Here is a 25569-nt window from a genome sequence, read left to right on the forward strand (position 1 = left end):
ATAGTGTTGCTGGAATTCCCTCACACGCCTTGTGGTGAAATCTCCGTAATAGTCTGTTACGGTTATATTACCAAATCCGATTCGATTTAACTTATGTTTCAGTTCTATTATAAGCGGGTGCCTATCTCCCAACTGAAATATTAATTCAGAGTACCCTAATTCCAACTCAGATAAGATCTGTGTTTTTACATCGTCATCGTTTATTGTCTCTAAACTAGCGTATGAAGTGCCAATATTAATTAAACAGAAACAAATTAAAACTGATAATAAGAAACTTAGGTTAGTTATTTTAAACACTATCTTATCACCTCCTTATAATATTATTCTTTTACATTATCATTTTTCTAATAAATATTTTCAAGGAGTGTTACAAAAATGTAATCAAATTTTATCGAAAATTGTGGATGTAAATTATGATAATAAAGTCGAAAAATGGAATTATTTAAAATATTATTTAGTTTTTTGTCAGAAATTATAAACAAATTATGTTATAATTTTTCTACTAAAAAACTATAAAGAGAAGAGAGGGGAAAGTATGTCAAATGAGAGAACATCGCTGAATCGAACTCTAAAACCGCACTGGGTTTGGGCGATTGCCCTTGGTTCATCTATTGGGTGGGGGGCTTTTGTACAACCTACTAATTGGATGTCATCTGCCGGACCGCTAGGAGTTATAATAGGCTTTGTTATAGGGGCGCTACTCATGATGTTGATTGCTGTGAGTTACGGATTTTTAATTCGTAATTTCCCAGTTTCTGGGGGAGAATTCGCCTATGCATATATAAGCCTTGGAAGAACGCATGCTTTTATTTGTGGATGGTTTTTAACATTAGGATATATATGTATTGTTGCGTTAAATGCTTCTGCACTTGCATTATTGTTTAAATACGTGTTTCCTGGATTAGTACATAACTTACAAATGTACCAGATGGCAGGTTGGGATGTGTATTTCGTTGAAGTAATAATTGCATCAATAGGATTAATAATATTTACATTTATGAATATCAGAGGTACGGTTATTTCTGGAAGAATGCAATTTATTTTCTGTACGATAATGTTACTTAGTGTTTTTTCTTTGACTTTACTTGTAGGAGTATCCCAAAGTACAGGTATTGAAAATCTTCAGCCATCATTTCACCCAGAGGTTTCAATTTTTGCAGCTATAATTTCTATAGTGGCAATAGCACCATGGGCATATGTAGGGTTTGATAATGTACCACAAGCAGCAGAAGAATTTAACTTTTCTTCAAAAAAAGCATTTGGCCTCATTATTTTTGCTCTTATTGCTGCTGCATTTCTGTATATCTTAATGATAATTGCAACTGCAATGACCCAACCATGGTTACGTTTAGTTGAGGGGCAACACTTATGGGGAACTGGGTCAGCTATACAGGAAGTGCTAGGACCTATTGGCTTGATTATATTAGTTGTAGCTGTGTTCATGGGGATATTTACAGGTTTAAATGGATTTATTATTTCATCAAGCCGTTTGTTATTTGCTATGTCACGAGCCAAAGTAATGCCATCTCATTTTGGAAAACTTCATCCCATATATAATACTCCATATATTGGGATTATATTTACAGCAACAATAGCTTTATTTGCTCCATGGTTTGGGCGAGAAGTATTATTATGGATTGTAGAGATGTCATCAATTGGTGTATCAATAGCCTTTTTATACACATGTTATACAGCATTTTATCATTTCAGATGGTCAAAGGACTTAAAATTTAATCCAGCTAAACATGTAATAGCACCAGGGAAAAAAGTTCTTTCATTAATAGGAATTCTTGCTAGTCTAACGTTTATAGGCTTATTGTTAATTCCAGGTTCACCAGCATTTCTCGGTATTGAATCCAGAATTGCACTCATTGCATGGGTAGTTTTAGGTGTGGTATTCTATTTCGGAAAGAGAAAAGAGTTTAATGCGATCCCTGAAGATGAATTAAATTTTTTAATACTAGGTAAGAAGAAAGTTGATATTAGAGAAAAAGTAAATATTGATTAATTTATAAAAAAGGGGTCTATATCATGGACACCCTTTTTTTGGTGATTATTAAATTTAGTCCTTATGTTGTGATATAATGAACTACTGTGAATGGAGTAATAATTTTTAAGGTTTCCTGTTTTAATTAACATTATTACAATTCTAAAATGTATTATACAAAACGAAGAAAATATTAGATTATTGGAAAGGCTGTATATAATGAAAAAAGTAAAAATTCTATTTTATATATATCAAATGGGTGCCGGTGGAGCTGCCAGGACACTTCTAAATATTATTAACAATCTAGATCGCAGCAAGTTTATCCCTGTCTTAGTTACGTTAAACTTTGATGGTTCGTATGAAAAGGAAGTTAAAGAGGATGTTGTTTTTATTAAACTCCCTACTAAACGGTTAAGTAAGTCCATTTTCCAACTCTCAAAAATAATAAGGGATGAACAAATTGATATTGTGTTCAGCACTATCCCCAGAGTAAATACAATTGCGATTGTTGCAAACAAACTCTCTTTTTCCAAGGCGAAAAATGTTATTAGAGAAGCTGATAATTTGGGAGGTACATGGAAAACCAATCTTCAATTATTAGGTTTTGGTTTAGTATACAAGCTTTCCAGTCAAATTGTCTCCTTGTCTGAGGGGGTTAAAGACAATTTGATTAAGCGCTATAAAATTAAGCCGAAAGACATAGAAGTGATTTACAACCCGGTTGATGTAGAGAGTATTACCGAAAAAATTTCTAGCGGGAGAATGAATCCGGAAGATGAAAATTTATTTGATACAACGGATAAAATTATTATAACTGCCGGACGATTGGTGGAGCAAAAGGATCAGAAGACATTATTAAGTGCATTTGCTAAAGTGAACCAAGAAATTCCAAGTCGTCTTATTATCCTTGGGGAAGGCCCATTAGAAGACAAGTTAAAACAGCAGGCTAAAGAATTAAATGTATTTGAGAGAGTCCATTTTATCGGCTTTAAGAACAATCCTTATATTTACTTTCAAAATGCTGATCTTTTTGTCTTATCCTCAATTCATGAGGGGTTTAGCCATGTCATAGCTGAGGCACTTGCGACAGGAACCCCAGTTGTTTCGACGGATTGTCTTTCAGGCCCATCCGAGGTTTTAAACAAAGGGGAATACGGAGATCTCTGTGAAGTGGGAAATATAGAGGAAATGGCAGAAAAAATGACTGGTGTTCTCTCTCTAGAAGAAAATAATTTGGAAAAACGTATTGCAATGGGCTATACACGTGCTCAACATTTTGACGCCAAAAAAATAGTAAAAGAGTATGAATCTATTTTTCTCAATAGTGCAGTGAAGTAAATGGAATGAAGTTTCAGCGAAGGAGGTGTCAAGCAATGTCTGACACCAAAAAAGTGGTCCATCTTACAACGGTCCATCATCCATTAGATCCGAGAATTTACTATAAACAATGCCTTTCTTTAAAAAATGCCGGTTATGACGTGACACTGATTGCAACAGAAGGACAAGAAGTTATTAAAGAAAGTATAATTAAAGTTATTTCATTAAAAAAATACCGAAACAGATTTCAGAGAATGATCGTCTCAACTATAGATGCATATAAAAAAGCACGAAAAATAAACGCGGATTTTTATCATATTCATGATCCGGAGCTACTACCTGTAGCATGGGTGCTTAAAAAGAAAGGGAATATCGTCATCTACGATATTCACGAAGATTATGAAACAAGCATTAATCAAAAAGAGTATATACCAAAGCTTGTCAGGAAGGTTACAGCAAAAATGTACTCATTCCTTGAAAAAGCTTTATCCACTAAATTCGAGCTATGTCTTGCAGAAAAGTATTATCAGGAAAAATATCCAAAGGGGGTATGTATATTAAATTATCCATTACTAAACGAAAAGTTAATCAACCATCAACCAGTAACAAATCCAGTTGAAAGTAAAGTAATTTATACCGGAAACATTACGGTGGACCGTGGTGCTTTGATCCACGCGAAACTTCCACTCATACATGAAGATCTTTCCGTTGAAATGATCGGGAAGTGTCCACAGCAACTGGCAAATAAAATGTTTGAGATAGTAGAGGATAAAAAAAATCACATATCTATAGAAGGAATTGGACACTTTGTCCCCAAAGATGTGATTGAAGAGAAGTATGTTAATACCCGATGGTTAGCTGGAATTGCATTGTTTCCACCGACAGAGCATTATATGAAAAAGGAATTGACCAAGTTTTTCGAATATATGAGTGCAGGAATTCCAATTTTGTGCTCCGACTTTCCCATATGGAAGGGATTTGTTGAAAAGTACAACTGTGGAATTGCTGTTAATCCTAATGATAAAGAAGAGATTAAGGATGCAATTCAATATTTATTAGAAAACGAGAATGAGGCACTTCAAATGGGCAACAATGGTAAAGAAGCCGTTGTTATGACATTAAACTGGAAAATTGAAGAGGCTAAACTGATTACATGGTACGAAGAACTGGGGAAAGAATTGGATTTGAAATTACTTACATCAAGTGGATAGAAGAATGGTGGTGAACGGTGTGAAGGAAGAAGGATTGGAACTTGTTTCCATTATCACACCTGCTTATAATTCGGAGAAATTTATAAGCGATACGATTGAATCCGTAATTAATCAAACACATAGAAATTGGGAAATGATAATAGTAGATGACTACTCCACTGACGGGACAGTTGATATTATTAATAAATACCAATCGTCTGATTCAAGAATTAAACTGATACAGTTAGAACAAAACAGTGGACCTGCTATTGCTAGAAATACAGCAATTCAACACGCAAAAGGAAGGTATTTAGCATTCCTTGATAGTGACGATCAATGGTTATCAGAGAAATTGGAAAAACAAATAAGGTTTATGAAGGATAAACAAATTGCCTTTTCTTTCTCTAATTATTTTTTATTAAATGAAGAGGGAGAGGAAATTGGATCAATTGATGATGCCCCTCAAATAGTCAGTTATCAGCAGCTATTGAAACATAATATGATTGGTTGCTTGACGGTTATGATTGATAAAAACAGGACAGGGGAAGTGAAAATGATGGACATTCGTTCCAGGCAGGATTATGTCCTTTGGCTTTCTTTGTGTAAGAGGGGATTTCAGGCATTTGGAATCCAAGAAAAATTAGCAAAGTACCGGGTAGTTGAAAACTCCCTTTCAAGCAATAAGATAAAAATGGCTAAACAGAATTGGAAAGTGTATCGGGAGATAGAAAAACTTAGTTTACTAAAAAGTGGTTGGTATTTCTTCAACTACCTTTACTTTAAATTTAAGAAATACGGAACGAAGTAAATTTAGCTTTTCATTGATTTAATAAAAAATATAGTTGTATTGTTCTTATGAAAGGGTAATGTAGTATATTTAATATTTTCGGTTTAATCACCTATTGTATTGTTTACGAAATTGAATGGCGGTGTTAATGATTCTATGCGCGTATATTTGAAAGAAATGCTAAAGAGGAAGGACCTTTTATTTTATCTTGTGAAATCAGGACTGAAGGCGGAAAATCGTAATAGTTATTTAGGTTATTTTTGGTGGTTATTAGACCCATTGTTAAATGTAGCAATTTACTACACATTAATGGGTGTTTTATTAGGTAGAGCCGACCGTGTTGAAAACTTTGCTGTTTTCCTCGTAATTGGTTTAGTTGGATGGCGTTGGATGAATACAAGCGTAAATACATCTGCAAAAGCTATTATGAAATACTCATCCATTATTAATCAAGTGTATTTACCAAAATCATTATTTCCTATAGCGACTACATTTACACAAACCTTTAACTTTGTGTTTGGTCTTATTATTATAGCTATCTTTTTGTTAATTTTTGGAGTTACTCCTGGCTGGCAAGTTGTTTACTTACCATTTATTATTTTGGTTCAATTGTTATTTTTATTAGCTATTAGTTTATTTGTTTCCTATATTTGCGTGTTTGTTCGTGATATTGATAATATCCTTTCACACATTTTGCGAATATTCTTCTATGCTTCCCCGATTATTTGGGAGGGTGGGAGATTGCTGCAAGCGGAAGGGCTGCAGCAATATGCTTGGATATTTGAAATTAACCCAGTAGCGATTATTCTGGATTCATACAGAGCCGTACTCATGTGGCAAACGAATCCGCAGTTTGTGGGTTTAGGTGTTATAGCATTTTTATCTATTGCATCAATATTCTTCATGTTACGTCACTACCATAAAAATGAGTATAAAATTATTAAAGCACTATAAATGAGGTTTTATTATGTCAAATATACAAAGTAACCAAAATTTAGATTTTTCCGGTCAGAGAGAGATAGTACTTCAGGCAAAAAATCTTGGAGTCTCCTTTCATTCTGGATTCCATACGGATGATTATAAGTCTCATGTGATTAATTTTTTTAAAAGAAACAAAGAAAAAGTGGAAAATAAGATTATTTGGCCGTTAAGGAATATTGATATTACAGGATATAAAGGCGAAATTCTAGGAATTATTGGTTCAAACGGATCTGGAAAGACGACTCTTTGCAAGATGATATCGGGTATTTTACGTCCCGATGAAGGGGAATTATTTGTCGATGGGAAAGTTTCAGCTCTATTTTCTTTAGGGATGGGTTTTAATAAGGAATTGACAGGTAGAGAAAATGTTTATTTAAATGGAATGATGCTTGGAGTTGAAAAGAAAAAAATTCATGAATTCATTGATGATATTCATGAGTTTTCTGGTTTGGGTGATTTTCTTGATCGACCAATGAAAAGTTATTCCAGTGGAATGAGAGCACGTCTTGGTTTCAGCGTCGCAGCCCATTTAGAGCCTGAAATATTAATTCTAGATGAAGCACTTAATACGGGGGATGCTGCCTTTGGAAGAAAAGCAGCTGCTAAAATGAAGGAGCTTGTAGAAAAAGCGAAAATGGTCATCTTAGTTACCCATAGTCTCAGGTTTGCTAGAAAAAATTGTGACCGGCTAATCTGGCTGGATAAAGGTGTCATCAGACAGGTCGGTAAGCCAAAGGAAGTCATTGAAAACTATCAAGCAACAGTACCTAAACAAAAGCCAAAGAAACGGCAAAAGTTAGAATTGAAGAAAACGGATACTAAAGTGAAAGACAGTACAGTTGTTAAGGCTATGAACATGAGTGTTGCTTATGAAATAAAAAGAGAAAAATACTGGGCACTTAAAGACGTTAACTTTGAAATTAAAGAAGGTGAAGTGGTAGGTATTATAGGGCATAACGGTGCTGGAAAAAGCACGTTGTGTAGAGTACTTACTAAAATTCTGGCACCCGATGAAGGGGAAATTGAACTTCATGGAGAAACAACAGCATTGTTAGGTTATGGTACTGGCTTTAATGCACAGTTAACTGGTACAGATAATATTTTCCTGAATGGGATGTTGCTGGGAATTTCAAAATATAGAGTGGAAAAGGATTATGATAAGATCGTGGAATTTTCCGAATTACAAAATGCGATAGATCGACCTGTGAAATCATATTCAAGTGGAATGCGTGCCAGACTTGGTTTCAGTATTGCTGCAACTTTACAACCTGATATATTTATTATAGATGAGGCACTGTCAACAGGTGATGCTGCCTTCAAACAGAAAGCAAGTGAAAAAATTCAGGATATGATGGAAAATGCAAAAGCAGTAATTATCGTCTCACACAGTATGAAATTTGTAGAGACAGTGTGTACTCGGGCTATTTGGATTGAAAAGGGGAAAATTCGTGGAGATGGTCCTGCTGAAGAAGTTGTTGAACAGTACAGAAAAGCAGTGGAAGTACAAAGAGATTCCGCTGGGAAAACTAAATGACCTGTTTAATTAGATTGGCGGTGTAAAGATGCTTAGAATGTTTAAAAAGTTAGTTGCTGGTATATTAGATTGGTTTATGTATAAGGTTCTTTCTACGAAACAGAAGCAATTAATTTCCAATCTTTTTACACAGGAGCAAAAAAATTTCATGAAGAAAACCATTAAGCCCGGGAAAAAAAGAGCTCAAGTAAGGAAGATCGAGCGGTTAAAATTTCGCATGTATAACCTTGGCTTTATTAATCGTGGCTTGAGTGATTTACAGTATCTGCTGGAAAATAGTGAAGATTCGTACTTGAGGAAACTTGCAGCATGGGAACTAGCTACTTACTATGCTAATCAATATACAGAAGAGAATGCAAAACAGTGCCTTTATTTCCTAAATGTAGCCACAAAAGGAGAGAAAGATATTGATCTTCTAAGAAGGTCTGCAATCTTAATGACAGAATGCTACGAAATCCTAGGTAATATTGAAGAAGGAAAGCAAGTATTAACTAAGCTTATTAATAAAAAGCCTCATGTTGATCTGTATCTTGCGAGGGCAAATATGGAGCCTTTATCCGAGGACAGAATTCCTTTTATTAATGAAGCATTAAAATTATTCAACATGGAAGAAATCAGCTTGCGACCGAATGAAAAACGTGTTCCGTATGACAGATTAATAACTAAAAACATTGCACAGGAAATTGATTCGGAATCAAAGGTTTCTATCATTATCCCAGCCTACAATGGGGAAGAATTATTAAGAACTTCTATAGAATCAATGTTAAACCAAACGTGGAAAAATATCGAGATTTTAGTAGTGGATGATTGTAGTAATGACGGTACGATAAATATAATCAAAGAATATGAATCAAGAGACCAGCGGATTAAGTTAATTCGTACAGGGATTAACGGTGGTGCCTATGTTGCCCGTAACCATGCACTGAAAGTCGCAAGTGGTGAATTTGTCACCATTAATGATGCGGATGATTGGTCACATCCCAGAAAAATAGAAGTACAGGTTAAACATCTGATATCCAACCCTAAAGTAATTGCAAATTTTTCTCAACAGGCAAGAGCAACAGAAAACCTTAGATTTTATCGAAGAGGTAAGCCTGGCATCTATGTTTTTGCTAACATGTCCTCTTTTATGTTCAGAAGAGAAGATGTCATGAAAAAATTAGGTTATTGGGATTGTGTCCGGTTTGCAGGAGATTCTGAATTTGTAAAACGAGTTAAAAAAGTGTTTGGTGAAAAGTCCATTTCAGAATTGCCCACTGCCCCATTATCATTTCAACGGCAATCTGAGTCATCCTTAACCAGTCACTCAGCTTTTGGATTCCCTGGATACTTTTTTGGAGTCCGTAAGGAATATGCAGAAGCACATGATTTTTATCATGATAATAATAAAGAAAACTTGCATTATGATTTTCCTCAAAGGAAAAGGCCGTTCCCAGTTCCGGAACCAATGTGGCCAAAACGGGATTTGAAACCGGACGGAATAAGACATTTTGATGTGATTATTGCATCTGAATTCAGACTGTTGGGCGGAACAAATATGTCCAATATAGAAGAGATAAAGGCACAAAAACAGATGGGACTAAATACTGGGTTAATTCAAATGTCACGTTACGATTTAAATTCTGTAGAAGTTATGAATCCTAAAGTGAGGGAACTTATAGACGGTGATAAAGTACAGATGATTGTCTATGGTGAAAAAGTAAGCTGTGATTTGCTTATCCTGAGACATCCACCAGCTTTACAGGTTTGGCAGGAATACATTCCTGATGTTGATGCCAAGAATATTTCAGTAATAGTAAATCAGCCGCCAAAGAGGGACTATAGTGGAGACGGTGATACACTTTACGATATCAGACTATGCGTTCAGCACCTAGAAAAATACTTTGGCCAAACAGGAATCTGGTATCCCATTGGCCCCTTAGTAAGGGAAACATTGGAGGACCATCATAAGGAAGAGTTGGATTCTATAAATTTAGCTGATGAAGATTGGGTCAATATTATAGATGTAAATGAGTGGAAGCGTATATCTAGACCATCACAAGGTGACAAAATAAAAATTGGCCGGCACTCACGGGATCAATATGTAAAATGGCCGGATGATCGCAAAAAACTCTTGTCAATATATCCTGACAGTAAAGAATATGAAGTTTATATTTTAGGTGGGGCAAAAGCTCCAAAGAAGGTGCTCGGTCAATTACCAGAAAATTGGTGTGTTAATGAGTTTGGTGAAATGCATCCCAAAGATTTCCTCTCAGATTTAGATGTATTTGTTTACTTTACTCATCCTGACTGGGTTGAAGCTTTTGGCAGGGTTATATTCGAAGCCATGGCAGTGGGAGTACCTGTTATTATTCCACCTGTTTATAAAGAATTGTTTGGCGAGGCAGCCATTTATGCGGAACCTCATGAAGTGAAAAAGGAAATAGCTAAATTAATGGATAACCCAGAATACTATCAATCTCAGGTGGAAACAGCCTTAGTATTTGTAGAAAAACAATTTGGATATTCAAAGCATGCATCGAGATTGGAGGGCTTCTTACATGGATAGAAACAATGTTGGTGACGATGAACCCCTAATCAAAAATAAAAAAGATGAGTACTTGCTTATTGAGATTAATAAGGTGGAAGAAGAAATAACTAGAGAAAAAGAAAAAAATAAAGAGCTTTTTATTGAACTTAATTCATTGAAACTGGAATTTGAAACTCTAAAACAAAGTTCATGGTGGAAATTCTTAAGAAAGACAAAAAAAGGTGTTTCTTTTATAAAGAAATTAGTACTTTGTCTAATTGGGAAGAAAAGCTGGTATGAATTAAGAATATCAGGAAACCCCAAAAGTGCTGAAAAACGTATTAAAAAAATTAAATATAGTCTCTATGAGTTAGGTTTTACTAAGAAAGCTCTTGAAGAACTAGATAATTTAGTATTAAACTCTAATAACTTTTATTTAAGACGGTTAGCTGCTTGGGAACTAGCATTATGGCATGCCAATCAATATTCTAGAGAAAGTTCAGAGAAGTGTTTAAAATACCTTAAGACAGCAATGATTGGAGAAAAGAGAAAAGACCCTATTAGAAGGTCATTGATACTAAAAGCCGAATGTTATGATTTGCTAGGGGAGAATGTCAAAGGAAAAGGATTATTGAAAAAAAGTTTAACTAAGGATCGGGATCGACATCCTGACCTTCTGTTAGCTTTGGCAAATTTGGAAGGATCAACTGACCGGCGACTATATTGGATCAATGAAGTATTTAAGACATATGGATTAACGAAAATCACTTTACACTCTAATAATAATTACTCTCAATATGACCAACTTACTACAGATCAAAAAGACATGGAACTCCAAGGGACACAGCCAAAAGTATCAATTATCATCCCCGTTTATAATGCTGAGAATGTAGTAAGTACTTCTATTGAATCACTTTTAGCGCAAACCTGGGAAAATATCGAACTTTTAGTAGTAGACGATTGTAGTTCCGATAATACTGTATCAATTATCGAAGATTACGTTAAAAAGGATCCTAGGGTCAAACTATATAGAACAAAAACAAATAGTGGAGCTTACGTTGCTAGAAATATAGCTCTGAAGGAAGCATCAGGGGAGTTTGTTACTATAAATGATGCTGATGATTGGTCACACCCGCAAAAAATAGAAACGCAAGTAAAACATTTAATTGAAAATAAGTCAAATGTTGCTAATACTTCCCAGCAAGCAAGAGCTACGGAAGATTTAAAACTCTATCGAAGAGGAAAGCCGTTATACCTGTTTACTAATTTATCATCGTTAATGTTTCGAAGGGAAAAAGTAATGGATAAATTAGGATATTGGGATCAAGTTAGATTTGGTGCCGATGGAGAATTCAAAAAGAGGTTAAAAATTATCTTTGGTGATAAAAGTGTAGTTGATTTACCAACGGGTCCATTATCATTTCAAAGGCAAACAGAAGGTTCTTTAACTGGGAATTCTGAATTCGGTTATCATGGTTTTTTTATGGGAGCAAGGAAAGAGTATCAGGATAGTTACAATTTTTTCCATGAGACAGCTGACAGTTTAAAATATGAATTTCCATCCGGTTTTCGACCTTTTCCTGTACCTGAACCAATGTTACCTGAGCGTCAAAAAGGCATTAGACATTTTGATGTAATTATTGCATCTGAATTTCGTCTTCTTGGTGGTACAAACATGTCTAACATTGAGGAAATTAAGGCTCAAAAGCAATTTGGACTAAAAACTGGATTGGTTCAATTAAATAGGTATGATTTCCAATCAGAGAAAGAAATCAATCCAAAGGTACGTGAGTTAATTGACGGTAATCAGGTACAGATGCTTGTTTACGGCGAAAACATAATCTGTGATGTTCTAATTATTAGACACCCACCAATTTTACAAGAATGGCAAAAGTATGTTCCAAATGTGAAAGCAAAATCAGTTAACGTGATAGTCAATCAGCCACCTAAAAGAGAGTACAGCGAAAATGGGAAAATCTTATTTAAAATAGAGCAGTGTGTTAAGAACGTAATGGAGTACTTTGGAAGTTCAGGTAAATGGTACCCTATCGGTCCACTAATCAGGGAAACATTAGAGGAGCATCATGCACATGAGCTTAAATGTATCAAGCTATCTTCAGAGGATTGGGTTAATATAATTGACATAAATGAATGGAAGAGAACCAAACGACCAAATCCTACCTCGAAGATAAAAATTGGAAGACATTCCCGTTCCCAATATGTAAAATGGCCATCCACCAGTGAACAATTACTAAGCATATATCCTGACGAGGATGAATTTGAAGTCCATATACTGGGTGGAGCGTCAGTTCCAGAAAGTTTACTTGGATATCTTCCAAAAAATTGGCACGTGCTAGAATTTGGACAAGAAGAGCCGAAGGAGTTTTTAGCTAAACTAGATGTATTTGTTTATTATACACATCCTGACTGGGTAGAGGCTTTTGGGCGAGTCATTTTTGAAGCGATGGCCGTAGGAGTTCCTGTAATAATCTCTCCAGAATATAAAAACTTATTTGGAGAGGCGGCAATTTATGCAGAACCCCATGAAGTTAAGCCTAAAATTAGAGAACTAATGAAGGACGATAGGTTTTATCGTTCGCAAGTCGAAGCAGCTTTTAAATATGTAGAAGAGAATTTTGGATACACAAAGCATGCAAAGAGGATTGAAAAATTAAGACAGGATCAAGGAACCCTTGCTTTGGAATAGCATAGGAGCTGGTCATTTGAATAACAAATCAAACGTGAAAAATGGAAGTGAAACAGAAATGTTTAATGACCAAGAGGAAAACATTAGAAGCAAAAGTGAAAGTGATGAGGATCTTATTATCTTAATGAAAAAGAGGGCAAATTTAAAAGAATTGCAAGTTGAAAATAAGAAGATGGAAAAAGAACTAAATCGCTTAAGAAAAAGTAAGAAGTGGAAGTATTCCGCACCGATCCGAAAACTCTTATACTTAAAAACGATACTTAATCCAACGAACTATAAAGCCTTGGTAGAAGAAAAAAAGGCTCTACAGTTAGAATTAATTAAAGTAAAAGAAGAACTATTCAAAAGTCAAGAGAAAAATGAGCTAGAAAAAGAACGTTATGAGACTTTATTGGGTAAAGAAAGTGAACGAATTCATAAAGAAATAAAGGGGTCAAAAGAAGACGGAAGCTTTTTTGAATATATTGACAAACTAATCTTTACTAAAAGAAGTGAAGAAAATAAATATAACAAATCACTTGAGTATGCAGCCAAGCTTTATAAGAGCGAGAGAAATGATTATAAACATCTAGCTTATAATAACGTGCTAAAGGGCCTTAAATTAGAAGATGTTCCAGAGTTTATTGTAAGAGAAACAGAGTCGAATAATTTAGAAAGCTTGAATGAGTTAGCCTCGTTCAGGGCCCTTTTAACCCTCAGATTAATAAAAAGACAATTAGGGGAACATCTCCCTGAATGGGAGTTAGATCATAAATTAGTTGCCTATAATTTTGTAGATAATCTAGGTTTAAAGAGACCTTGGCGCTCGGATATGAGGTACGAACATCATGAGTTACCTCTTCGAGAAGGAATTGTTATTAAGCCACTTGAGGGAGCTGGATCAAGAGGAGTATACCTTGTATTTCAAGATAAGAAAATTCAGGATATAAGAAGGTCAAGGGTATTAAAAAACTTTGAGGAATTAAAAGAAAGTATGAAAAAAGACCTTTCTCTCAATTGGGTATATAAAGATGAGTGGATTATAGAAGAATTAATAATGGAAGATATTAATACAACTACCCAAGCTAGGGATATAAAATTCTATTGTTTTTATGGTAAAGTTGCTTTAGTACTTGAAATAGTACGTTTTCCAGAATTGCGCTATTGTTGGTGGTTACCGACTGGAGAAACAATTAGTACTGGTAAATACGAGGATAACTTATTTGTGGGAAGCGGAATATCCGATAATGAGATTAAAATGGCAGCTGATTTAAGTATAAAGATTCCAGCTCCTTTCATTAGGATAGATTTTTTAAGGTCTGACGGGGAGTTAGTTTTTGGAGAATTTACTCCGAAACCAGGGAATTATGATGAATTTAATAATAATATTGATGTAATGCTTGGACAATACTTTTTAGATGCAGAATCTCGTCTGTATTCAGACTTACTTAGCGGTAAGATTTTTAGTCAATATAATAATTTTTATCAACCAAAAAAGTAAGTGTTATTTTGATTTATTGATCATTTTAGGAGGCAGGATTATGGAAAAGAATAGTGTCACCTGGCTTCCCCATTTAACCAGTGAAATAGTCGCTGACGCACGTGGGCAAGAACTGGATGCATATGCTGTAGCTTTAGAAGGATGGCGCAGAGGGTTAACCCTGAAATGGCATGTTAAAGACTCTGATAAATTTAATGAAATAAAAACTTGGTATGTTGATAAACCAGGAAAGCTTTTTTCACTAAGCGATAATGTCAAAACTCATTATTTTTTCAGAACACGCGGTGATAAAGTAAGTAATGAAGCGGTTGAAATCGGTATGGATAAAGAAAAGACAAAACGCTATTTAGCAGATGCAGGTATCCCAACACCAACAGGGAATAGATTTACTGATAGCGCCCTTAGTGATGAGAATATATTAGAATATGCATCCAAAATAGGTTTTCCAGTTGTTTTAAAACCTATTGATGGTAGTTATGGACGAGGTGTAATTACAAACATAAAAGATGATGAGGAATTAATCAAGTCTATAACTTATCTAAGAACCGAACTAAATTACTCAGATGTAATCTTAGAGAAGTTTATATCTGGTGAAGAATACCGAATTTATGTAGTTGGAGAGCAAGTTGTGGCTGCAATTCACCGTATTCCGGCAAATGTTATCGGTAATGGGAATAATACAATCAAGGATTTAATAACTAAAAAAAATGAAGAGAGAAGTAGAAATCCACGACTGTATAGCTGTCCAATAAAGATTAACAAAGAAATGGAGCAGTTTATTAATAAATCTGGATATTCTCTTGAAAGTGTTCCAGGTAATGGAGAAACAGTATTTCTTACGAATAAAAGTAATATCTCTATAGGCGGAGATCCCGTTGATGTACTAGATATAATTCCTGATAATGTTAAGGAGACAGCAGTAAATGCAGTAAACGCTATTCCAGATTTATCCCATGGAGCTGTTGACCTTATTATTGAGGAACAAGGAAATGATATAAAAGGAATCATACTGGAACTGAACCCAACTGCACAAATTGGGTCTTTACTTTTTCCTATGAAAGGGTATGCACGTGATGTTCCTGCAGCTATTATTGACTACTACTTTCCAGAAACAGCAAATGTGAAAACAGATAAAGAAAAGATTTACTTTGACTTTCAAGAGATTATCGAACCATTAGTTTCACGGACAGCAACTACGGTCACAGTTTCGGCAGCTCCAGTTGGAAGTATAATTGCAAAAAAGTATATTGTATCAGGAGAAGTACAGAACATTGATTATCACCGAGGATTAAGAAAGCAGGGACTTGAGAGGCGCTTAAGTGGATATGTAACTAACCAAGAAAATGGAAATATAGAAATTGTTGTTTTAGGTATAGACAAAAATGTCATAGATGAATTTAAAACAACGATAACAGATGATCTAGAGAGGTCCAAAGTTTATGAGATAATTGAGGAATTATGGGATGAACCTGTTAAGGTTGGTTTTGAAGTGAAAGGTAATCTTAAAAACCAGTTGGATCAATTAAATATAATGAAACTACAATTAGATTATTTACGTAAGGAAGTGAGGAAAGCGGAGAGACAATACAAAAAGTATTATCGTAGCTTTTCGTGGCAAATAACAATGCCTATTAGAAAAATATATGATCTTTTCAAATATATTAGACGATTTTTTTAAAAAAAATTATCGTAAATTTTCTATTTAAAACAGGAGGTAGTATTTAATGAATAATAAACCTTCGATTACTCTTCCACATCTCACAAATGATATTGTTTCTAGTGCCAGAAAAACTAAGTTGTGTGCATACTCAGTTGCACTAGAAGGTTGGCGGAGAGGTCTGAAATTAAAATGGCATACTGTAGATTATGAAGCTTACAATGAGATGATTACATTTGGAGTAAATCCTCCAGGAAGGCTATACTCTTTAAGTTCTACAGAGAGGACACATTACTTCTTCAGAACAAGAGGTGACAAAGTAACCAATGATGCAGTTGTAATTGGTTCTGATAAGGACGAAACAAAGTTATATTTGTCAAGAGCAGGTGTTCCTGTGCCAAAGGGAAAAAAGTTTTTAAAAGAGGACCCTGATGAGGTCATTATGAATTTTGCTGAAACCCTTGAATTTCCCTTGGTTCTTAAACCAACTAGTGGTAGTCTAGGTAACGGAGTAGTAACAAATATTAAAGATATGGTCGGACTGAAAAAAGCAATTTCTTACGTCCGCTATGATCTTGAGTACCATGAAGTAATCTTAGAACGGTATGTTCCAGGTGAGGAATACAGAGTATATGTTGTAGGAAATAATGTAGTTGCAGCCTATAATCGCTTACCAGCAAATATTATTGGTGATGGTTCTCATACCATTGAAGAATTGATTGAACTGAAAAATTTGGAGCGTAAAAAAAATGCCAGATTATTTAGCTGCCTTATTGAAATTGATAACGAGGTATTAGATTTTATACAATCATCTGGTTACACTTTGGAGAGTATCCCAGAAAAAGGAGAAAAAATACTCTTGAGAGAAAAAACAAATGTCTCAGCGGGAGGAGATCCAATTGATGTGACAGATAACCTTCCCAATGAGTTAAAGGAAATTGCGATCAATGCAGTAAAGGCAATACCAGGTCTTCATCATGGTGGTGTTGATATCATTGTAGATATTGAAAAACCAATAGAAAATTCTGCTGTTGTTATTGAACTTAATCCGACTGCACAAATTGGTGGAATTTTATTCCCTATGAAAGGTCGTGCCAGGGATATTCCAAAAGCAATCATTGATTATTATTTCCCTGAAACAATTGGTATCAATGCTGGAAAATCGAAGTTTTATTTTGATTTTAACACCGTACTTGAACCCTTATCAAGCCGTTCTGCAGTAGAGGTAGAGGTTCAAAATGCTCCAATGGGGAAAGTTTACGTTAAAAAATATATAGTAGCAGGGTTTGTACAAAGGGTGGGTTTCCACCAATGGTTACGAAAAGAAGCGTTAGACAGAGGGTTACACGGATTCATTAATAAACTTTCTAATGATAATATAGAAATTGTTGTTGCTGGTACAGATAAGGAAACAGTAAAGAATTTCCGAGAAGTTATAAAAATGTCAAGTAAAGCTGAAATTAAAAAAATCACAATTGAATCATATAGGGAACCTCTAAAAGTTGGGTTTGAAATTTATGAAGGGTATAATCCGGCAATCCTGAGATCAGTAGAATCTACCATAAGGAAAATGGAAAAAGATTTATTAAAATTAGATAAGCAAAAGATTAAGTTTGAAAAAGAAAAAGAAAAGATTGTAAAAAGTAGAACATGGCAATTGATGATTTCAGTAAGAAAAATGTGGAGATTTTTTCATATAAAATAATTCAAAAGAAAAAAGTATATGAGAAAAGAGGTATTTTTTAACATGACTGATAAAACGAATAAAATTACCTTAGCGGCAACAGGTGATATATTATTACATGACCGTTTATATAAAAAGGCTAAAATTAAAAATGGACTAGGGTATGATTTTAGTGAATTATTGAAAGAAGCTGAACCTTTATTTAAGATTGGCGACCTTACAATTGTAAACCAGGAATCAATTATTGGGGGAGAAGAATTAGGTTTATCTAATTATCCGCGATTTAACAGCCCGATTGAAATAGGATATAAATTAAAGGAATTTGGAGTCGACATTGTAAACTTAGCAAACAATCATGTATTGGATAGAGGAGAAGTAGGTTTATTAAAATCAATAAAAAACTGGAACGAAATTGGACTACCTTATGTTGGTGCATATTGTTCTAAAGAAGATCAAGAAACAGTTCGTATATTCCATAAAAATGGATTAAGGGTATGTTTTCTATCTTATACAAAAAGAATGGCAGGTGTCAAAATTCCTCACAATAAAGCTTATTTAGTAGACAGCTTTGAAGATGCAAGTGTTGGAAAGGTAAAAAAACGAATAGAACAAATAAAGAGCCTAGATGTAACGGATGTTATTGTACTTTCAGTACATTTTGGAAAAGAGTACCATATGTTACCAACATCTGATCAGATTGAAATATCAAATACATTATCCGATGCAGGAGCTGATATTATACTAGGTCACCATCCTCATGTCTTACAGCCACCAAATTATATATGGAATTCTAGAGGTAAGGAAACATTTGTTATTTATTCTCTAGGTAATTTCTTTTCCGGACAAAAAGGGATAAATCGACAAATTGGTGCATTCTTTACAATTGATATTGAAAAAGCAAGTATGGATTCTCAAATAAAAATAGGTAATCCTACAATTAAATTAACCTATGTAGATAGTTGTGATAAAAAAACATATAAAATACATTTATTGGAAGATGTAGTTAAGGGACAGGAAAAAATTATAACCCATGTTGGGGAATTTAGGTCACAGGATGTATATGATAAAATGATTAACCATATGAGAAAGTGGATACCTGATTTAAATATTTCTTAAAAAAATAAAGATATTATAGCGAGGGATGTAAATAATGCAAATTTATAAAGATGAGTGGTTACCTAATTTGAAAGACTCCGTTCCAGTAGAAGCGTTCGGATATACAGTAAGTATGTATAGTATTGCATTAGAGGGTTGGAGAAGAGGTCTTAATTTAAAGTTCATAAATAAAAACAGACGCAAGTCAGAAATAGAGTATTCTTTGGAGTTTAATGGTAAAGAACGTAAGTTTTCTGTTACTAGGGGAGATCTAGTCCCAAAAGAGGCAATAAAAGTATGTATTAATAAAGACCTAACTAAAAAATTATTAATTGAATCGAATGTCCCTACTCCTGAAGGAGAAGTTTTCGAAAAGGAAGTTGAAGATAATGAAATTATAGAATTTGCAAAAAAGTTAGGATTCCCGGTTGTAATTAAACCTTCAAATGGCACAGGCGGAGCCGGAGTTATTGCAAATATAAAGGACGAAATTGAATTTAGAGATTCCCTAATATATGTTAGACATGAACTGAATTTTCCAAAGGTAATAGTTGAAAAATTTTACAATGGAGAAGATTATAGACTTTATGTTATTGGAAATGAGGTTACAGGTGCCTTTAAAAAAATTCCAGCTAATGTTATCGGGGATGGCGAAAATACTATTAAGACCCTCATAAAAATTAAAAATGAACAACGGAATAATACACCTGCTTTGCACAAAAGAACAATTAAGATTGATAAAGAATTGCATAACATGTTAAAGTCACAAAATTATACACTAGAGAGCACTCCTACGATCGGGGAACAAGTGTTCCTCAAGTCTAAAAATAATGTCTCCGCAGGTGGTGATTCAGTAGACATTACTGAAGAATTAACAGATGAAATAAAAAAAATCGCTATAAAAGCATCTAATGCTATTCCTGGTTTAGTTCAGTGTGGAGTAGACATGATTGTTGATAATGCTAATAATTCTGGAGTAATTCTTGAAGTTAATTCTAGGCCACATATTACAGCACACTTATTTCCGTGGCATGGTCAAGCTCGTGATATACCAAAGTCTATAATTGATTATTACTTTCCAGAGACAAAAGATATGAGTTTGGAACAACAAAATTTGTTCTATTTTGATTTCAAACATATTTTTGATACATTCCAATCTGGAATAGCAAAAGAGATTACTATACCGAAAGTTCCAAGTGGAGTTATTCTTTCGAAAATCTTTCACCTTATAGGAGACCTTAATAAAGTTTCATACTGTAAATGGATAAGGAAAACCTGCCGAGATTTACACTTGAATGGTTCGGTGCAATATACCCAACATGGTGTGGATATTGTTGCTTCGGGTTCTTTCGAATCAATTTCTAAAATATCAGAAATTTTAAAGGGCGATTCACCTCAAAATACTTTGGTTAAAAGTGTCGAGGAGTGTGATTGGACTAAACCAGTAAAAATTGGTTTTGAAATAAATGAGGAATATAAATCAGGAGAAAATGTGGATAGTAATACTGAAACTAAAATAAAATATCTCAGGGATGGATACTTTCCATTAAAAATATCTGAAAAAACTAATAAGAGTAAAGGAAATAGTAAGAGTAAAACTATAAAAAAAGAAAGAAAAAATTTAAATGAAGATTATTATAAAAAGAAATATAATATGGTTATAAAAAGCACAAGCTGGAGGATAACAAAACCCTTAAGATTTTTTGGGAGATTGATAAAGAAAATTAAAAATAATTAATCTACCAATAATGTAAGGAGTAGAAGGTAAGGTTATACTAGCGTACTATAAATAATTAGTATCCTTTCGTAAATATTAGATAAGGGGAGCCTATACATGGATATTGGTATAATGACAAATTTCAATAAACCAACCAAATTAGCTGAATTAACTTCATTAGTATGTAAAAGTTACAATATAGAAATTATCTATCTTACACCTAATGATATTGAAATTGATAGTGAAAAAGTTACTGGCAAAGTGTTCACCAATAATAAATGGAAGAAAGTAAGAAGAGATATACCTAAGTTTATTGATGTCGTACCTTATTGTTTCACTAAAAAAAATAAAAATGTTATGGATTATCTGCGTAATAAAACATATTTATCTGACGATAGGAGTAATACTATATCAAAAGAAAAATTACAAAATATTATCAAGTTAGATGATGAATTTTCAACATTGGTGATCCCAACACATCAAATAAATAAATATGATGATATTTTGCACTATTTAGACTTATACTCCACTATTGTAATGAAACCCTCTAAAGGATTACGTGGAAAAGGGATATATATATTGAGTAGTGACGATAATTCATATAACTTAGGGTACTTAACTGAAAAATATAAGTTATCTAATAAGGAGTTATTTGACGTATATGAAGATAAGATAAAAAACAAAGGATACATTCTACAAAAATATATCACTTCAAGGACTAAGCAGGGAGATCCTTTTGATTGTAGAATACATGTTGAAAAAAACGGTAATGGTGAATGGGAAAGTGCAAAAAATTACATTAGAATTGGTATTGGTCAAAAAGTTATTTCAAATGTTAATCAAGGTGGAGGAATAAGTGATCCAAAGGCTTTTCTAAAGGCTAATTTTGGTGATCAATGGGAAGAAATCAACTCTAAATTAAATGATATTGCTGTAACATTACCATATAAAATAGAAGAATTAAGAAAAACTCATATTATGTCTTTAGGATTTGATATTGGAATAGATAAAACAGGAAAGTTATATTTGTTTGAAGTTAACGATGGTCCTAGCACTGCTGCTGTAATATCTGAAGTGGCAATGTTGAGAAGTAAATATTACAAATTTGTTATCCAAAACATCTTGAATACCCCTGGAAATGGTAACAATTATTCAAAAAAAGACTATAATTCCATGATTAAAGAATTGAACACTTATGAATCGAAATACTCTTCTGCTTTAAACGAGCTTGATGTATATAAGAATAGGCTTTTAAATATGGAAAAAAGTACTTCTTGGCGTATAACAGCACCAATACGTCTATTAGGTGATATAAAAAAAAAAATAAAAAAAAGTTGAGGAGTTATCTAATGGTATACGAGAAAATTCAATTATTACCCGATTTAAATGAAGAGGTTGTAGAAAATATCTATGGTTTTAGACTTTGTTCATACTTAGTTGCATTAGAGGGGTGGAGAAGGGGTTTACAACTAACATGGTATAAAGATGAAACCGATTTGTGTAAACTAGATAAACTCAATAGTAGTACTCAAGGTAAATTTTTTTCATTATCCAATGGAGAAGATATTCATTATTTTTTTAGGTCTAGGGGAGATAAAGTTTCAAATAAATCTGTGAGAATTTGTCAAAATAAAGAGAAAACAAAAGAAATCCTTTCTGAGAATGGGGTGCCGGTCCCTAAAGGTAGAGTTATTTCTGTAGACCACGAAGAAGAAATATCAAATTATGCAAAGGGAGTTAAATATCCTGTAGTAATAAAACCAATCAATGGTAGTATGGGAAAAGGTGTCTATACGAATATTAAAAACAAGGACGAATTAATAAACGTTGTGAATAATTTACGTTCAGAATATAACTATACCGAATATATTATTGAAAAATATTACCCTGGAAAAGAGTATCGTATTTATGTAGTTGGAGATAAGGTAGTAGGTGCAACAAGAAGAGTTCCTGCAAACATAGTGGGTGATGGAGTAAGCACAGTTAATGAACTAATTGAGATGAAAAATATGGAGAGAAAAAAGAATCCTTATCTAAATCCGAAGCCAATAAAAGTTGATTTTGAAGTGTCTAAATGCTTAGAGACAATAGGATACACTGTTCATAGTATTCCTCAAAAAGAGGAAGTGGTGTATTTGCGCGAGAAGAGTAATTTGTCTTCGGGTGGTGACCCTTTGGATGCAACGGATGAGCTAACACCAGCAATTAAACAAATTGCTGTAAATTCTCTTAAAGCATTACCTTCTATACCTCATGCAGGAGTTGACATTATAGTAGATCCAAAATCAGACAAAAAAGGCGTAGTATTAGAAGTAAATGCAACGGCAGAAATTGGTTTTCATTTGTTTCCAATAAAAGGGGAAGCTAGGGATGTTCCTGGAGCTATAATCGATTATTACTTTCCAGAAACAATCGGTAAGAATAAATCAATATTTTATTTTAATTATGAAAGTACAATCGATCCACTTAAATCATGGGTAACAGAGCAGGTTGTGATGTCTTGTCCGCCGGAAGGATTAATTTATGGCAAAAGATATATAGTTAGTGGGAAATTAAAAAATGTTGGTTACATGACATTTATAAGAAGACAAGCTTTACAAAAAAAATTAAACGGATTTACTCAAAAAGTTTGTGACGGTAAAATAGAAGTAGTTGTATTTAGTGAGAGTGAAAAAATAGTTTTAGATTTTGAAAATACCTGTTTAAAAGGCTCGAAGAAGTCTATCGTAAATAATTTAGAAGTAGAAGATATTAATCCTATACCTCCAGTTAAATTAGGTTTTGAAATACGGTAAAGATTCCTGCTAAGATAATATTAGAGATTTTTATCTTGAATAGAAGAATTAACACTTAAACGTTTTAGGAATTTGATTTAAGTTAACAGTAATTAAAAACATTCAACTAGTTCCTTGATCTGAATTGACTTGAACAAAGATAAGACTTAATTCTGCTAGGTTCGCCAGGTTTTGGAAAAACATTCTTGGCGGTGACCGGACTAAGAATTGATGCGATACGTCTAGGTTAAAAGTGATCTTTACTATTATAGGAGACTTAGTGAACAGTATAAAAACGGAAAAATAACTTGAAAGTCTAATACACGCATAGAGAGAATAAGCGGTGCTGATCTTGTCAATATTAAAGACTTAAACTTATGGCTTGGGATCAACATAAGGCAAACCTATTCTTTCTTTAAGAAACACCCATGATTTTACATCCAGACCCCGGGCATAAAAATTAATTTTTATGTTCGGGTCTTTCTTTTCACCCATATACTCATACTTGGTTAATGCTATAGCAAGTACAATAGACGTACACTTTTTCGATGGTTTCGACCCTGTATAAGAAATTGTCTGGAATACACCTTGTTTACCCCTCTTTGTTGACTAATCTTTCTTTCAAAGATAATCAGTATTGTGTAGACCGTACTTAATCGGAAAAAAATTATAAAGATTTTATTTTTACAGAAAAAGCCAGGATAACATTCCATTTTAGTGATACTGTGTATTTGGTTTACCCTTGATACATTTATGAGGATTTCAATTTTTATAAGAATTAATCTTTTGATTTAATTTGTCTAATACACTTAATTCCTCTGGCTCCTTTCCATACAATTTATGGATGCATTGGAAGAACAGCTTACATGGAGAATATTAGATTCCCTGTTCCGATTGTGGAGCAAAACCAGAAAATTAGAAGATAAAAGAGAAAAACTGGTTAGTTATTAAAAAATATGCTCTTTTTCTGGCAATAGAAATATAGATGCGTTTGTAAAGGTATATTAGACTTCAATAAAAAATTAAACTTTATTCCTAATGCTCTACCTTTTTACCTTCAGTATAACAGCTTACTGCCTTTCAACTTTTTTGAATTGGAGAAACTTATCACTTTATGTAGAAATAAAATAATTTTCATATTAAAGTCTATTGAAAAATTGAGAGATTCGTCAGATAATAATATAAGTACTATGCTAGGTTTGTTCATAAATAGGATTTTAATCTATATAACAAATGTATATTTAGGCTTTACCTCGTGGGGCGGGGTATGTAAGGCTAGGTACCTATAAAGTTCCATCAAATGTTTCTTTGTAGTAATATACACACTCAAACTTATGACAAGTGACTATGTTAGAGATTATACACTAAATAATTTATTATACTTAATTCAATTAATTTATGGACTGCCTAATACATAGTACTAAAATAAGATATGGAGGTGTTAGTATATTTCTTGTGAAAAGGATGAGATTTTTATTTCTAATATTGTTATTATTCTTTTACTCGATTCCAAGTTCCACTTTAGCAAATGCTGGACAAAAAGTTATAGTAGATGAGGAAGATGAACAACAAGAAGAACAATTGGAATTCACTAAAGAGATAGAAATTGAGGAAGAAAATCTGTCTCCAGATATCACTGAAAATGAAGAGGCAGAAATAAAAATGAATTCAACTGAAAATGATTATTCTGCTATGAATTCATTCTCTCATATTCTAATTGATGAGAGTATTCTGGAATATGGTGTAAGGAGCCCCCAGGTTATTGAACTTAAGAATAAGTTAAATCGAATCGGATTTGGTAATATAACCGTAACAGACTATTACGGAGATTTCACCACAAGGCGTGTGAGGGAATTCCAGCAACACTATGGATTAGAGGTTACTGGGAAGGCAGATACTGTTACTCAAGCTAAGATTGATGCAGTTTTTAGTAGTCCACTCCAATGGAACAAACGGCATGAAGACCTTCTTGAGATTAAGCGTATATTAAACGCAAACGGATATGGTGGGATTACCGTAACAGACTATTTTGGTAGTTTCACAGAACGTCGCGTCAAAGAGTTTCAGAGGGATCACGGATTACCGGTAAGTGGAATCATTGATGAGATAACTCTTCAAAAGATTCTAGCCCTAAAACCGACACCTACAGC

At 33.7% G+C, this 25569-nt stretch carries 17 protein-coding genes; 16 read left to right on the top strand and 1 reads right to left on the bottom strand.

The window, feature by feature from the left end; all coding sequences use genetic code 11:
• On the bottom strand, positions 1 to 297 hold a 297-nt coding region (locus tag KS419_RS25535), incomplete at its 3' end, for a peptidoglycan-binding domain-containing protein (RefSeq protein WP_343215071.1).
• A gap of 238 nt (positions 298 to 535) precedes the next feature.
• Between KS419_RS25535 and KS419_RS14525 the strand changes: the two genes are divergently transcribed.
• From KS419_RS14525 to KS419_RS14600, 16 genes are all read left to right on the top strand, one after another.
• Positions 536 to 2008, top strand: coding sequence for an APC family permease (locus tag KS419_RS14525; protein WP_217067116.1), 1473 nt, complete (start codon positions 536 to 538; stop codon positions 2006 to 2008).
• Between the two features lie 198 nt (positions 2009 to 2206).
• Positions 2207 to 3325 carry a glycosyltransferase gene (locus KS419_RS14530; protein ID WP_217067117.1) on the top strand — a complete coding sequence of 373 codons (1119 nt, stop codon included), beginning with the start codon at positions 2207 to 2209 and terminating at the stop codon, positions 3323 to 3325.
• A gap of 35 nt (positions 3326 to 3360) precedes the next feature.
• On the top strand, positions 3361 to 4515 hold the full coding sequence (locus KS419_RS14535; RefSeq protein ID WP_217067118.1) for a glycosyltransferase: 1155 nt from the start codon (positions 3361 to 3363) through the stop codon (positions 4513 to 4515).
• A 4-nt stretch (positions 4516 to 4519) separates the two neighbouring features.
• Complete coding sequence (locus KS419_RS14540) at positions 4520 to 5302, top strand: glycosyltransferase family 2 protein (protein WP_217067119.1); 783 nt, start codon at positions 4520 to 4522, stop codon at positions 5300 to 5302.
• A 135-nt stretch (positions 5303 to 5437) separates the two neighbouring features.
• Positions 5438 to 6235 (top strand): ABC transporter permease, encoded by a 798-nt coding sequence (locus KS419_RS14545; RefSeq protein WP_217067120.1) that lies wholly within the window; start codon positions 5438 to 5440, stop codon positions 6233 to 6235.
• Between the two features lie 13 nt (positions 6236 to 6248).
• Positions 6249 to 7796 carry an ABC transporter ATP-binding protein gene (locus tag KS419_RS14550; protein ID WP_217067121.1) on the top strand — a complete coding sequence of 516 codons (1548 nt, stop codon included), beginning with the start codon at positions 6249 to 6251 and terminating at the stop codon, positions 7794 to 7796.
• Positions 7797 to 7833: 37 nt separating this feature from the next.
• Positions 7834 to 10344: a glycosyltransferase gene (locus KS419_RS14555; RefSeq protein ID WP_343215072.1), complete on the top strand. Its 2511-nt coding sequence runs from the start codon at positions 7834 to 7836 to the stop codon at positions 10342 to 10344.
• Positions 10337 to 13012, top strand: coding sequence for a glycosyltransferase (locus KS419_RS14560; RefSeq protein ID WP_217067123.1), 2676 nt, complete (start codon positions 10337 to 10339; stop codon positions 13010 to 13012). The genes KS419_RS14555 and KS419_RS14560 overlap by 8 nt, the downstream gene beginning before the upstream one ends.
• Before the next feature lie 16 nt (positions 13013 to 13028).
• Positions 13029 to 14492 (top strand): ATP-grasp fold amidoligase family protein, encoded by a 1464-nt coding sequence (locus tag KS419_RS14565; RefSeq protein WP_217067124.1) that lies wholly within the window; start codon positions 13029 to 13031, stop codon positions 14490 to 14492.
• A gap of 40 nt (positions 14493 to 14532) precedes the next feature.
• Positions 14533 to 16170, top strand: a complete 1638-nt coding sequence (locus KS419_RS14570; RefSeq protein ID WP_217067125.1) for an acylphosphatase — start codon at positions 14533 to 14535, stop codon at positions 16168 to 16170.
• 46 nt (positions 16171 to 16216) lie between these two features.
• The gene (locus tag KS419_RS14575; protein ID WP_217067126.1) at positions 16217 to 17854 is read left to right on the top strand and encodes an acylphosphatase; all 1638 of its coding nucleotides are present in this window, start codon (positions 16217 to 16219) and stop codon (positions 17852 to 17854) included.
• A 42-nt stretch (positions 17855 to 17896) separates the two neighbouring features.
• The gene (locus KS419_RS14580) at positions 17897 to 18949 is read left to right on the top strand and encodes a CapA family protein (RefSeq protein ID WP_217067127.1); all 1053 of its coding nucleotides are present in this window, start codon (positions 17897 to 17899) and stop codon (positions 18947 to 18949) included.
• Between the two features lie 34 nt (positions 18950 to 18983).
• Positions 18984 to 20666 (top strand): ATP-binding protein, encoded by a 1683-nt coding sequence (locus tag KS419_RS14585; protein ID WP_217067128.1) that lies wholly within the window; start codon positions 18984 to 18986, stop codon positions 20664 to 20666.
• Between the two features lie 96 nt (positions 20667 to 20762).
• Complete coding sequence (locus KS419_RS14590) at positions 20763 to 21983, top strand: YheC/YheD family protein (RefSeq protein WP_217067129.1); 1221 nt, start codon at positions 20763 to 20765, stop codon at positions 21981 to 21983.
• An 11-nt stretch (positions 21984 to 21994) separates the two neighbouring features.
• Positions 21995 to 23440: an acylphosphatase gene (locus KS419_RS14595; RefSeq protein WP_217067130.1), complete on the top strand. Its 1446-nt coding sequence runs from the start codon at positions 21995 to 21997 to the stop codon at positions 23438 to 23440.
• A gap of 1443 nt (positions 23441 to 24883) precedes the next feature.
• Positions 24884 to 25569: peptidoglycan-binding domain-containing protein (locus KS419_RS14600; protein ID WP_246594148.1), on the top strand; the 686-nt coding region annotated here is incomplete at its 3' end.

This window comes from Evansella tamaricis, from assembly GCF_019042215.1.
GTDB classification, from domain to species: domain Bacteria; phylum Bacillota; class Bacilli; order Bacillales; family Salisediminibacteriaceae; genus Evansella; species Evansella tamaricis.